At 35.6% G+C, this 12,617-nt stretch carries 17 protein-coding genes; 16 read left to right on the top strand and 1 reads right to left on the bottom strand.

Annotated elements, in window-relative coordinates:
• The first annotated feature begins 480 nt into the window (after nt 1-480).
• The gene (locus ACFIJ8_RS04250) at nt 481-1,758 is read left to right on the top strand and encodes a ubiquinone biosynthesis hydroxylase (RefSeq protein ID WP_375639074.1); all 1,278 of its coding nucleotides are present in this window, start codon (nt 481-483) and stop codon (nt 1,756-1,758) included.
• 1,528 nt (nt 1,759-3,286) lie between these two features.
• Here the strand turns inward: ACFIJ8_RS04250 and ACFIJ8_RS04245 are convergent.
• The gene (locus tag ACFIJ8_RS04245) at nt 3,287-3,574 is read right to left on the bottom strand and encodes an H-NS family nucleoid-associated regulatory protein (RefSeq protein WP_015857007.1); all 288 of its coding nucleotides are present in this window, start codon (nt 3,572-3,574) and stop codon (nt 3,287-3,289) included.
• A gap of 128 nt (nt 3,575-3,702) precedes the next feature.
• Here ACFIJ8_RS04245 and ACFIJ8_RS04240 point away from each other — a divergent pair, with 128 nt between their 5' ends.
• The 15 genes from ACFIJ8_RS04240 to ACFIJ8_RS04170 form a co-directional block, all read left to right on the top strand.
• Nucleotides 3,703-4,317 carry a hypothetical protein gene (locus ACFIJ8_RS04240; RefSeq protein WP_375639073.1) on the top strand — a complete coding sequence of 205 codons (615 nt, stop codon included), beginning with the start codon at nt 3,703-3,705 and terminating at the stop codon, nt 4,315-4,317.
• The gene (locus tag ACFIJ8_RS04235) at nt 4,317-4,949 is read left to right on the top strand and encodes a TrwN protein (RefSeq protein ID WP_375639072.1); all 633 of its coding nucleotides are present in this window, start codon (nt 4,317-4,319) and stop codon (nt 4,947-4,949) included. The genes ACFIJ8_RS04240 and ACFIJ8_RS04235 overlap by 1 nt, the downstream gene beginning before the upstream one ends.
• 124 nt (nt 4,950-5,073) lie before the next feature.
• Nucleotides 5,074-5,373: a KorA family transcriptional regulator gene (gene korA / locus ACFIJ8_RS04230; RefSeq protein ID WP_015857010.1), complete on the top strand. Its 300-nt coding sequence runs from the start codon at nt 5,074-5,076 to the stop codon at nt 5,371-5,373.
• A complete protein-coding gene (trwL, locus tag ACFIJ8_RS04225) occupies nt 5,336-5,659 on the top strand; it encodes a VirB2 family type IV secretion system major pilin TrwL (RefSeq protein WP_375639071.1) in 324 nt (107 codons plus the stop codon). The genes korA and trwL (ACFIJ8_RS04225) overlap by 38 nt, the downstream gene beginning before the upstream one ends.
• Nucleotides 5,660-5,794: 135 nt before the next feature.
• Entirely contained in the window at nt 5,795-6,112 is a 318-nt protein-coding gene (gene trwL, locus ACFIJ8_RS04220; protein ID WP_375639070.1) for a VirB2 family type IV secretion system major pilin TrwL, read from the top strand.
• 76 nt (nt 6,113-6,188) lie between these two features.
• Nucleotides 6,189-6,506: a VirB2 family type IV secretion system major pilin TrwL gene (trwL, locus tag ACFIJ8_RS04215; RefSeq protein WP_375639069.1), complete on the top strand. Its 318-nt coding sequence runs from the start codon at nt 6,189-6,191 to the stop codon at nt 6,504-6,506.
• 124 nt (nt 6,507-6,630) lie between these two features.
• Complete coding sequence (gene trwL, locus ACFIJ8_RS04210; RefSeq protein WP_375639068.1) at nt 6,631-6,951, top strand: VirB2 family type IV secretion system major pilin TrwL; 321 nt, start codon at nt 6,631-6,633, stop codon at nt 6,949-6,951.
• 56 nt (nt 6,952-7,007) lie between these two features.
• Nucleotides 7,008-7,328 (top strand): VirB2 family type IV secretion system major pilin TrwL, encoded by a 321-nt coding sequence (trwL, locus tag ACFIJ8_RS04205; protein WP_375639067.1) that lies wholly within the window; start codon nt 7,008-7,010, stop codon nt 7,326-7,328.
• Between the two features lie 127 nt (nt 7,329-7,455).
• Complete coding sequence (trwL, locus tag ACFIJ8_RS04200) at nt 7,456-7,767, top strand: VirB2 family type IV secretion system major pilin TrwL (RefSeq protein WP_015857016.1); 312 nt, start codon at nt 7,456-7,458, stop codon at nt 7,765-7,767.
• 114 nt (nt 7,768-7,881) lie between these two features.
• Nucleotides 7,882-8,202: a VirB2 family type IV secretion system major pilin TrwL gene (gene trwL, locus ACFIJ8_RS04195; protein WP_375639066.1), complete on the top strand. Its 321-nt coding sequence runs from the start codon at nt 7,882-7,884 to the stop codon at nt 8,200-8,202.
• A gap of 125 nt (nt 8,203-8,327) precedes the next feature.
• Nucleotides 8,328-8,639 carry a conjugal transfer protein gene (locus ACFIJ8_RS04190; protein WP_375639065.1) on the top strand — a complete coding sequence of 104 codons (312 nt, stop codon included), beginning with the start codon at nt 8,328-8,330 and terminating at the stop codon, nt 8,637-8,639.
• A gap of 12 nt (nt 8,640-8,651) precedes the next feature.
• A complete protein-coding gene (locus ACFIJ8_RS04185) occupies nt 8,652-8,960 on the top strand; it encodes a type IV secretion system protein VirB3 (RefSeq protein WP_375634372.1) in 309 nt (102 codons plus the stop codon).
• Between the two features lie 2 nt (nt 8,961-8,962).
• Nucleotides 8,963-11,434, top strand: coding sequence for a VirB4 family type IV secretion/conjugal transfer ATPase (locus ACFIJ8_RS04180; protein ID WP_375639064.1), 2,472 nt, complete (start codon nt 8,963-8,965; stop codon nt 11,432-11,434).
• The gene (locus ACFIJ8_RS04175; RefSeq protein WP_375639063.1) at nt 11,431-12,189 is read left to right on the top strand and encodes a type IV secretion system protein; all 759 of its coding nucleotides are present in this window, start codon (nt 11,431-11,433) and stop codon (nt 12,187-12,189) included. The genes ACFIJ8_RS04180 and ACFIJ8_RS04175 overlap by 4 nt, the downstream gene beginning before the upstream one ends.
• Nucleotides 12,190-12,378: 189 nt before the next feature.
• Nucleotides 12,379-12,617: type IV secretion system protein (locus tag ACFIJ8_RS04170; RefSeq protein WP_375639062.1), on the top strand; the 239-nt coding region annotated here is incomplete at its 3' end.

Genomic DNA, 12,617 nt, shown 5'->3' with positions numbered 1-12,617 from the left:
CCTCATGTGTAAAGTTTGACATGGGTCCTATAGGCGCCTGCCTAAACAGATAATGTTTTTTACGCTACATCATGATAACGGCAAAATATGAATACTGTTTTAACCATCACGAATGAACACAATTTTTTATCTATCATACTAACTAAATATCCCCCGTCAGAACAGGCATACTAAAGTAATTCATACAACTTAAAAAATATACGATCATCTTTGTTTATTTTTAGTTTTCTTTTTTATCAACCAAGTGTAAAAAGAATTGAAGAGGACATTCAAAAAAGCTTATCCGATAAATCTGTAAAATGAATCACATAAATGATGAAGCAGAAGAACTCTGAAAAACCAATCTGTCATCAGATTGGCGCCAAAAAGAAACCTCGTTTTTGTAAAGCAGAGAGAAAAGTAAACGTTAAGATATTTTAGGCAATTTAAAAAGATATTCTTTTTAAAAGAAAGCAAACTGTAAACAATGGAAGAAGTATTGTGTGTTCTAATCGCAATAAAGACGTACAACCCAATAAAAAAATTAAATCTCATAAAACAAAACAATGTGATCTTCTCATTGCAGGGGGGGCGGCTGTCGGTTTAACCTTAGCGATAGCACTCAAGCAAACAGCCCCTAATCTGAAAATAAAAATCGTTGATGCTGCTCCACAAGAAGATACTCCTGCTTCTAACATACGAACCATTGCCCTTGCTGCTGCTTCTATTCGTATGTTAAAACAATTACAATGTTGGGAACCTATAAAACCCTATGCGCAACCCATTCATTCAATGATCATCACAGATACAAGCACAAGTGACCCTGTCAAACCCACTCTTTTAACCTTTGAAGGCGACATTAACCCTGGTGAGCCCTTTGCTGCTATGGTAGAGCAGAGAGAACTCATCAACACTTTAAAAAAACGTGTCAAAGATCTCAATATCCCTGTTATTGCAAACACGCGTGTCATTGATTTTCATCAAGAAGACCAACATAAAACCGTCACTTTAAATAATGAAGAGGTTTGGCAAACAAAATTGCTTATTGCAGCCGACGGAGCCCATTCGAAATTACGCCAAAAAGCAGGTCTTAAAAACTTTTCTCATCCCTATAAACAAACAGCAATCATCTGTACAGTTGAACATGAAAAACCCCATAATGGTCAAGCAATTCAACATTTTTTACCTGCCGGTCCTTTTGCTCTTCTCCCTCTCAAAGGCAACCGATCTGCCATTGTGTGGAATGAAGATCATAAAACTGCGCAATATTATCTCAAAGCTAATGCCCTTATTTTTGAAACAGAACTCGAAAGACGCATTGGCCATCGATTAGGCAAACTCTCTTGGAATGGCGAACGTCAAGCTTTTCCTTTGAGTCTTTCTTTAACACGTCAATGCGTTAAACCACGTTTTGCTCTCGTTGGCGATGCCGCCCATACCATCCACCCCATTGCAGGACAAGGACTCAATTTAGGATTACGCGATAGCGCTGCCCTCGCTGAAGTGATTATTGAAACAGTGCGACTAGGTCTTGACATTGGCTCCCTCACTGCTTTAGAGTGCTATCAAAGCTGGAGACGTTTTGAAGTTGTCCGTATGGCTTTAAGCAATGATTGGCTTAATAAACTCTTTTCTAATGATAGCCTTCTTTTACGGATGCTCCGCGATACCGGCCTTGGTATCGTTAATCAAGCGCCAAAAATAAAAAAATACTTCATTCAAGAAGCTTCCGGTCTCACTCCCAATGCTCCACGTCTTCTACACGGCTTCCCACTTTAAGCAAAAATTCATCCTATTTCACTTTTTTACAACCTTTGCCTCCCTCCTTCAAAGAACAAAAAATTCCTATCTCATCCAATCTGTTTACAAACCAGATTCCTGTCGAGTAATTTTTTCTTGACTTCCTCCTCCCATATTTCACTTAACATAAGACTCGACAAGCGAGATACATTCTAAGAATATTCACTACGCACTGAAAAATAATGTCTCAAAGAGGTTGCCTTATATCACCACACCTTAAAAGAAGCCATTTCACGTCATAACGAAATAAACAAGACTTTTTAGCACACAACATTTTATTTATAATAATAAATTCATTGTTATCATATTGAGTGAGAAATCTAACGATCATAAAATACCCTTAATTCAAATCTCTCTCATGTTGAAGCAATCAAAATCATTCACTTGCACATCACAAGCGGGAGTGTCGTATAAATAAAAACAGCAATAAAAAGCCTTACCCTCTCAAGTACTAAGGGCTTTAGTAACATTGGAGGCGAGTAAAGTGTATAATGGCGCCGGCTTATATTTTTTATTGAAATAAAAATGCTGGCGTACAAAAATGGATTTTATGTAATCATAGGGACTTTCACGTTATACTATTCACGAAAAGCACCATAAAATAAGCTTCGTTGCATTGAAAAATTTTTCTTTTAAAAAAAGCGCGTAAATTGGTAACACAACTGTATTCTGTTTGAGGTATTCTGTTCCTCAGACAAACCCTTTAACTTATTGTGGAATACCACACGATTTTAGAAAAAATATTCTAATATATAATAAAGTGTTCCGTACTCTATACCATCACACACAATTGTAAACTTGCATATCACCCCCTATTTCACACCATAAAAGAAGATAAACCGCAATAGAAATGACTCAATCCTTTTATTTTCAAATATGCTCTTTATTCATTATTCATAAATGCTCATAAATGAATTTTAATCACAAGCGCTCAGAAATATGTCATAAATTCTATAAAACCCATAACAGCCATAGAAATTTTTCATTTCCTACACACTCTCTCATCTCAACAAAACGAACGATAAATAAAGAAAATGCCTCATATATAATCTTATAGAAAAAAGACCAAACAAAATCTATAACATCAGGCTTATTCTACAGAACAATATTTCAAAAATATAAGTATGCTAATTTATTAACATATTAATTGATAAAATTATCATTTTACATGTTGAGTGAAAATCCCTATGCAATAAATTGTTCTCATTTCGAGCACTTTTGTAAAGAGTCAATAAAACTATAAAAAGAAGTAAAATATCCCCCTCTCTCAAATGCCAAAAGCAATTACAATACTTTAATCCGGCATCATCATTATGCTTGCCAGATTATAACAACAAAACCTTTTTCACTTAAATACATCTGTTCATGCCCCCTATCATTTTATTTGATCACTCAATACTTTAATACATTTGTTCAGTATGTTTATACAATCAAATTACCCAAAAGAGCATACTTCTTGCATTTACATTCCTTGGTATTCCCTTATCTTGTAAATATCGTACACGTATTATGTTACTTCAAGTTCATCAAGTGTATACCCATTCTCCAACCACTCTTTAATCCACTTAGGTCTACGTCCACGCCCATTCCATAATTCCCATTGGTTATTAGGATTTCTATAATGGCGCTCTTTGCTCACAAGATCAGCGATATCAATTCCATGGGCATTAGCAATTTCAAGAATTTTTCGTCGCGCATTTTGCTTTTCCTTTGCTTGCCGTTTTTTTAATTCCACATCGATTTGTGTACGCATCTCTTGTAGTTCATCAAAATTCATATTTTTGAGATCATTCACCTTAATTACTCCCCTTGCAAAAAAGAATTTTTTCTTGCCATACTTTAAACACAATTATAGACAATTTCTGTCTATTTATTATCGAAATTAAAATTACGATGCATATATCACTTTGACGGAGATGTGCTTTGGACCACAAAGAACTGTTTATTGGTATATCAATTACCATCACTGCATCTTTTTTCAGCTCAATCGCTGGAACTACTAAATGCAGTGCTCAAACGCCATCACACCTCTCTGACTCTCATGAATCAGTAGTCAAAAGTAAATATAAATCGTCACTCTATAAGTTATGGCAATACGCAACAAAGAACAAGCCCTCTCTGTATAATGATAGTGTAGTTCATTATGACAATAAAACCTCCCCTCATACACAACGGCTTTTTACTTCGTATAAATTTTTTTTGAAAAGATTTTTGCAACTAGAAAATTATATAAAACAAGCAGCTTCAATACAGTATCAAAGGTTATTATTTTTTAAAAGCAGCGCCTTTTTTCGTGATTCCAATAATATTGGTTGGCGTAATATGCTCTATTTTATTCCACACTTTTATCTTGTTGGTTGGATATTCGCATGTATTAGAAATATTTTTAGAAGAGAACAAAACAATAATCACAGGGAATATTCTAAGCTAAACAATCTTGTTCTGCAAATTTATAAAATCAAAAAACAACGAGAAAAAGCACCACAAAGAATTAGCATTTGTATTAATAAAATTCTTCATAATAAGGTGTATTGCTAATGATTGTTCCAGATTTCACATTTTTTGCTGCTGCATACATATCCAATACGCCTCCCATAACATTTTCAGTTATCGCCGAACAAGAAGCGCGGGACAATGTCTATGTAACAGATGATAAAAATAACTTCTTCTATCAATCATCTCAGCTTAAGGAAACAATCCCAATAACTGAACAGTTTAGCCAGAATAAACATAATTTTAACATAATTTTAGGGCAAATTGATGTTATAAATGTGAAATTGTTTTCTCTTTTTGATGCATTTGATTTTTGCGGAAATCTTACAGCTGTACAAAGCGCTTTGACTTACTGCTATGAACAAACAACATCAAAGTGCATCTTTGAAAAAGCAACTTTGCAATCTGTGCTAAATTTTTACAACACAGAAAACTCAAACCACACCTCTATACAGAAAGTTACTTCATATATTGGAGTAAAAGCTGCCGTACAGGAAAATGAAGATTTGCAGGAGTCTGTAAAGCTTAAAAAAGAAGAACCAGAACAGACAACTAACGTAGATTCTCTTCCTCTCTCTTCAAAGGGAGAAGAAGATGCATTTACTCATAAAGAAAGTGGTACCGGCGATGCTTTTTCGGTTGAAGATTCTTCTTCATCGAGAGGCTCGCTAGAGTGACAGCTGATATTTTCACGAAACTCTAGAATTTTGATAGGATATTATAATGAAAGGTAGATAAGAAAATGTTAAAGCTCTAATTAGTAAGATTGGACAAAATCTCTTCTAATTGAGGGCAAAGATAATGAAAATGATAGAACAAAACAGCGTTGATATAGCATTTAGTCAAAAAGCAGCACGTGAGATTACAGTCGTGATGCTTTCAGAAAGAGAATGGTATTTTACGTTTATTTCCGATGATCCAATCACCGGAAAGCCAAATAAATATACGTTACTTACACAAAGAGGAAAATTAAGAACTTGGGCTGATCCAAAATATCTCTTTAAGTTTCTTCATGAACGAGGGGTCATTTGTGGGAGTTTTAATCTTAATCAGGATAAAGAACATGAAACAATTAAATATTCTTCACACAACAGCTCGTAATAAAATTGCTTTATTTTCTGCAGCTTTAACTGTATTTTTTATGGGTGATTCTGCTCATGCACAAGCCCAAGCAGCGGGTTTAGATCCTGCAAAAAAAGCTTTAGGGCTGCTTCAAACAGATTTAAAAGCGATTATCCCTATCGCTGCTGCCGTTATACTTTTGTGCTTAGCAATTGGTTATGCAGGGCGCTACATCGGAAAAGATACATTCGTACGGTGGGCAATTGGTGTCGTTATCGCTGGTTCAGCAACTGAACTTGCTGAGTTGTTATTTAAAAACCCCTGATAAATCTTATTAGGCACGAAATGTTTGCATCATAAAAAGAAACTTAGCTTTCTGTGTTTTTATTTAGTGAAATAATAAACTATATCAAAAAAGAGATTATTTATGTCAACTGTGATCTAAATTGGAATAAACAATATGAAACAATCAAATCCCCTTCAAACAATAATTAGAAATAAAACTACTAAAATTTCTGCAGCTTTAACTATATTTTTTATGGGTAGTTCTGTGTATGCTCAAGCAGTAGCATTAACTCCTGCAGACACAGCTTTAAAAGCGCTCCAAACAGATTTAAAAGCGATTATCCCTATTGCTGCTGCCGTGATACTTTTGTGCTTAGCAATTGGTTATGCAGGACGCTACATTGGAAAAGACACATTTGTACGGTGGGGTATCGGTGTTGTTATCGCTGGTTCAGCGGCTGAACTTGCCAATTTGTTATTTAAAAGCCAGTAATGAGAATGACTATTAAAGTCATGCTGTATAAAATATTTTTTTATTCTAAAGAGAAATCTAAATTGAGATAAACAATATGAAACAATTAAATATCATTCAGAGAATAATTCATAATAAAACCATTAAAAGCTCTGCAGCTTCAGCTGTCTTTTTTATGGCCAATCCTATGTTAGCCCAAGCAGTAGTTTTAACTCCTGCAAATAACGCTTTAACTGCACTCCAAACAGACTTAAAAACGCTTATCCCTATCGCTGCTGCCGTTATACTGTTGTGCTTAGCAATTGGCTATGCAGGGCGCTACATCGGAAGAGATACATTCGTACGGTGGGGTATCGGTGTTGTTATCGCTGGTTCAGCAGCTGAACTTGCCAATTTATTATTTAAACCTGTATAAATCTTTTGGAATATGAAATATTTTTTGTAAAAGAAACTTTGGATTTCAATGCCTTCATTACGCATCAATGAAATTGTTTCTTATTGCGTAGAAAAATATTTATGATAAATCAATGAAGCTAAATATGAGAAAATTAACTAATTTCCAGAAAAATAATAATCAAATTATCACAATTTCTGCTGCTATAACTGCATTTTTTATTAGCAATCCTGTGTATGCTCAAGCAAAATTAACAAATGCAAAAACTGCTTTAGATGCTCTGCAGGGTGATCTTGTTAAAAATATTATTCCTGTTGCTGCTGCTGTTATACTTTTGTGCTTAGCAATTGGTTACGCAGGACGCTACATTGAAAGGGATACATTTATACGATGGGCAATCGGCGTTGTCATCGCTGGATCAGCAACCCAGCTTGCTAAGCTGTTATTCACAGGTGCAGTTAGTTAAAATTAAAGATGAAAACTATAATACAAAATGTTATTTATAATCTTAATGAGAGAAATATGCGAAAATTAATTAACCTTCAACAAAAAAGTAACAACAAAGTCGCAGCAATTTCTGCAGCTGTAGTTATATTTTTTATGGCTCATCCTGTACACTCCCAAGCGCAAACTTTAAAAGCTAAAGATGCTTTAACAGCTCTACAAACGGATCTTACTACTCATATTATTCCTGTTGCTGCTGCTGTTATACTTTTGTGCTTAGCAATTGGTTATGCAGGGCGCTATATCGGAAGAGATACATTCGTACGATGGGCAATTGGTGTCGTTATAGCTGGTTCAGCAACCCAACTTGCTAAACTGCTATTCACGGGTCAAGTGTAAGTCTATATAACGCATAATGTTTCTAATGTGAGAATTTATGTTTGATAAATTTAAACATATAAGAATCTTATATGCTTTATAATGATAAATACAAAGTACTAATAAGAGCATTAATTAAGAGTAAGATATGAAAAAATTAATTAATTTCCAATTAAAAAATAACAACAGAATCACAGCAATTTCTGCAGCTATAAGTGTATTTTTTATAGCACATCCTGCGAACGCAAAACTAAAAGCTGAAGATGCTTTAAAGGCTCTGCAAACAGATCTTACTACTCATATTATTCCTGTTGCAGCTGCTGTTATACTTTTGTGCTTAGCAATTGGTTACGCAGGCCGCTACATCGGAAAAGATACATTTGTACGATGGGCAATCGGTGTTATCGTCGCTGGCTCAGCAACCCAACTTGCGAGCCTGTTATTCAAGGGTCAAGTGTGAGTCTTTATAACACATAATGTTTCTAATGTGAGAATTTATGTTTGATAAATTTAAACATATTATGTGATATTTCGTTTATATTAAAAATATACAAAGTATTCATAAGAGTAAAATATGAAAAAAATAATTAATCTCAAATTAAAAAATAATAACAAAATTATTGTAATTTCTGCAACTATAGGCGCCTTTTTTATAACACAGTTTGCATATGCAAATGTAAAATTAGGTCCTGCTGAAAAAGCTCTAAAGGCTCTACAAAAAGATCTTATTGATAACATTATTCCTGTTGCTGCTGCTGTTATACTTCTGTGCTTAGCAATTGGTTACGCAGGAAGATACATTGAAAGAGATACATTTATACGGTGGGCAATTGGTGTTGTCATCGCAGGTTCTGCAACCCAACTTGCTAAACTGCTATTTACAGGTAATGCATAAATTAGTATAATACGTAATGTTTTTAATGTTCGTCGATTATAGATTTGTACCAGTAATAATGTCGCTCATACTACAAAAAAAGGAATATTATTTATAGCAACTTTAATTAAAAGGGGATAAAAGATATGAAGCAATTAAACACACTTCGAGTAAAAATATGTAATAAGATTAGTGCTATTGTTATCACTTCAGTTGTGTTATTAATAACTCAATCTGCATATGCTCAAACGGAAACGAAAAGTTTAGATGTTTTCATAGGGATGCAATATGGATTAAGTATACTTATTCCTATCGTCGCCATCATTATTCTTTTATTTCTTTTGCTTATTTATATATTTCGCATCATTGCAAGAGCTACATTTATGCGATGGGCCTTCAGCGTCATTATTGCTGGTGCAGCCTTTTATATTAGCCACATATTATTTCACCTCCACTGACAAGAGCACCCCATGAAATCACAAGAACAAAAAGAATTCCCCCTATTCAAAGGAGCAACACGTGTTCCAACTATATGGGGGGTCCCCATGATGCCATTTATCGTTATGGTTATGGGGGTCGCTGCTACTGCTATGACAGTAAGTATCTTTTTGTGGATTATAGCACCTCCATTATGGTTCATTATGGTGCAAATTACTAAAAACGATGATAAGGCGTTTCGTATCTGGTGGTTATGGATCGATACTAAATTTCGCAATCGCAACAAAGGTTTTTGGGGCGCATCAAGTTATAGTCCCTCTGATTATAGTAAAAGGAGATAAACATGACAGCTGTTGAAAGTAGCAAACGCCTTGCATCAGAGACACCTGTAAGCCTGTTTCTGCCTTATTCACATCATATTACAGATACGATTATCTCTACTAAAAATGCGGAATATTTATCGATTTGGAAGATTGACGGGCGTTCACATCAAAGCGCTTCAGAAGAAGATATTTTTCAATGGATAAAAGAGCTTAACAATACTCTACGGGGTATTGCAACAGCCAATTTATCATTTTGGACACACATTGTGCGCCGCCGTGTTTATGAATATCCTGATTCAACATTTGATCAAATGTTTTGCTATCAACTTGATGAAAAATATCGGCAAAGCTTTACTGGTTATAATTTGATGGTCAATGATTTATATCTGACTGTCATTTTTCAACCGATAGCAGACAAAATTATGTCGTTCTTTTCTCAACATGAACGTGAAACGCTTGATCAAAAAAAGATGCGACAAGACTCATGTATCAAAGAACTCAATGACATCAATCGTACTTTAGGCCAATCTTTAAACCGTTACGGTGCAGAACTTCTTGGTGCTTATGAAAAAAATGGGCATGCTTATTCTTCTGCACTTGAGTTCCTTGGAATGCTTGTCAATGGTGAATATCGCCCCATGCCAATTTGCCAGGACCGTTTTTCTGACTATATGTCTATCAATCGACCTTTTTTCTCAAAATGGGGTGCTCTTGGTGAACTGCGAACAAGCAGTGGAATGCGTCGATTTGGAATGCTGGAAATTAAAGAATATGATGCAACAACCAAACCAGGACAATTAAATGTTTTGTTGGAAAGTGACTTCGAGTTCGTATTGACACAGAGCTTTTCGGTGCTCTCCCGACATGCTGCTAAAGACTACTTACAACGGCATCAGCGTAACCTTATTGATGCACGAGATGTGGCAACGAGCCAAATTGAACAAATTGATGAAGCATTAAACCAGCTTATCAGTGGACATTTTGTCATGGGAGAACATCACTGCACATTGACTATCTATGGTGATACAATTCAACAAGTTCGCGACCATATGGCCAAAGCAAGTGCAGCATTACTAGACGTTGCGCTACTCCCCAAACCTGTAGACTTAGCGATAGAGGCTGGCTATTGGGCACAACTTCCTGGCAATTGGAAATGGAGACCACGTCCTGCTCCGATTACATCATTGAACTTTTTATCATTTTCATCTTTTCATAATTTTATGTCAGGAAAACCCACTGGCAACCCATGGGGTCCAGCCGTCACAATTCTTAAAACAACCAGTAAAACACCGCTTTATTTCAACTTTCATGCCTCCAAACTTGAAGAGGACTCAACAAATAAACGTTTGCTCGGTAATACCGCACTTATCGGACAATCTGGTTCCGGTAAAACCGTGTTACTCGGCTTTTTGGTAGCACAAGCACAAAAATTTAAGCCGACAACTGTTGTTTTTGATAAAGATCGTGGTATGGAAATTGCCATTCGAGCGATGGGTGGAAAATATTTAACATTCAAGCCAGGCAGGAAAAGTGGTTTCAATCCGTTCCAACTCCCACCCACACAAGAAAATCTGATTTTTCTGAAGCAATTTGTTAAAAAATTGGCAGAAGCTGGTGGTGAGGTCACGCATCACGACGAGGAGGAAATTAACAAAGCGGTTATGTCTGTTATGAGCAGTAACATTGACCAATCACTACGTCGTTTGTCCTTTCTGATACAATTTTTACCAAATCCACGTTTAAATGATTATAATGCTCACCCATCTGTTCATGCTCGCTTACTAAAATGGTGTGAAGGTGGTGATTATGGATGGTTATTTGATAATCCCCATGATGCTCTTGATCTCTCAACACATCAAATTTACGGCTTTGATATCACGGAATTTTTAGATAATTTTGAAACTCGCACCCCAGTGATGATGTATTTGCTTTACCGTACAGAAGGCATGATTAGCGGACAGCGATTTATGTATATCTTTGATGAGTTTTGGAAGCCTTTGCAAGATCCGTACTTTGAAGATTTGGCGAAAAATAAGCAAAAGACTATCCGTAAACAAAATGGTATTTTTGTTTACGCAACACAAGAGCCTAGCGATGCCTTGGAAAGTAATATTGCCAAAACACTCATTCAACAATGTGCGACTTACATTTTTCTAGCCAATCCCAAAGCAAACTATGAAGATTATACAAAAGGTTTTAAACTAACAGATACCGAATTTGAACTCGTTAAAGGACTTGGTGAGTTTAGTCGCCAATTCCTCATTAAGCAAGGTGATCAATCTGCGCTTGCAGAACTGAATCTTGGTAAATTCCATCTGACAAGCGGTGGAAAAACCATCGAACACGACTTTAGTGACGAGCTCTTGGTGTTATCAGGTACACCTGATAACGCAGAATTAGCCGAAAGCATTATCGCGGAAGTTGGTGATGATCCGGCAATATGGCTACCAATTTTCTTACAGCACGCAAAAAATGACAGGAGGGAAACATGAAAAAAAAGGTCATTCCAATAGTAGTTGTAATAACTTTAGGGATTTCAAACCCAGCAATGGCCTGGGTTTTTGGCGCTGGAGCAGCGGATTTGTCATCATCAATTCCAACGTCGTGGCCCAATTTTTTTGGAAAGTCACGTAAAGCAACGCCTAAAAAACCTCCACAACAAAAGGAAGCGCCACCTGACCCACTTCTCGAAACACTAAAAAAACAACTTGAGGAAGTAAAAAAGATACACGAGTCTATAACGGGAAACCAAAAGTTCGACATTAAAAAACTTAAAAATGCACAAACAGATCACAGCAGTTTTTTTCTCAAAAATCCGGAGACGCTCTACAATAGAAATAAATCTTCTGCTCTAGCTACATCGCTTGAAAATATTTTAAAAGAAGAAGAAATTCCTATCTCTGTCCATGAATCTAGCAGTTTTATCAACAAGCGTAGCCAATATGCAGCCATCACTGATAAAGCCGTAAGTCTAAAGACTTTTGAAGAAGCAGACAATCGTTTTCAGCAAATTGAAGAACTATTAAACGAAATCAAGACAACAAAAGATCTAAAAAGTATTGCTGAGTTACAAGCACATATAATTGGAATGCTCGCTATGCTACAAAATGAAACAGCAAAACTACAAATGGTCACACATTTACGCAATGCTGAATATACACTTATCAGACAGCAGAAGGATAAACATAACATAAAAATCTTGAATAGTAAAAACACGAAAATGCCTACCATAAGATTTATTAAATAAGGCTTTTTATAACAATATTTCGTGTATTATTTTTCCTGTATGCTCGTAAAAAGCAAAGGTTAGTGCGTAATATTCAGTTTTCTCTCATAGACTGAAAAGATCTACGAAATTTAATTCTATCCTAAAAAACTCAACGAAAAATGCTTAAAAATTATATAAAAAGTTGAAAATTCGTTAAAGAGGAATTCCATGGACTTTACAGTGTTCACGCAACTTTTCAATAAAATTGATCAGATAACAAAAACATATGTCACGGATATTTCCTCAAAAACAATAGCTACAATTACGCCCTTTGTATCAATCGGTATCACAATCGCTTTCATCATCTATGGATGGCTCATCATTCGTGGTGCTATAGATATGCCTCTCTCCGGATTTGTAAATCGTTTCCTACGGATAAGTATTATTACTTCAATAGCTCTTACCAC

This window comes from Bartonella sp. MF74HXZ (assembly GCF_042194445.1).
GTDB classification, from domain to species: domain Bacteria; phylum Pseudomonadota; class Alphaproteobacteria; order Rhizobiales; family Rhizobiaceae; genus Bartonella; species Bartonella grahamii.
This window is presented reverse-complemented; position numbering and strand designations above follow the sequence as displayed.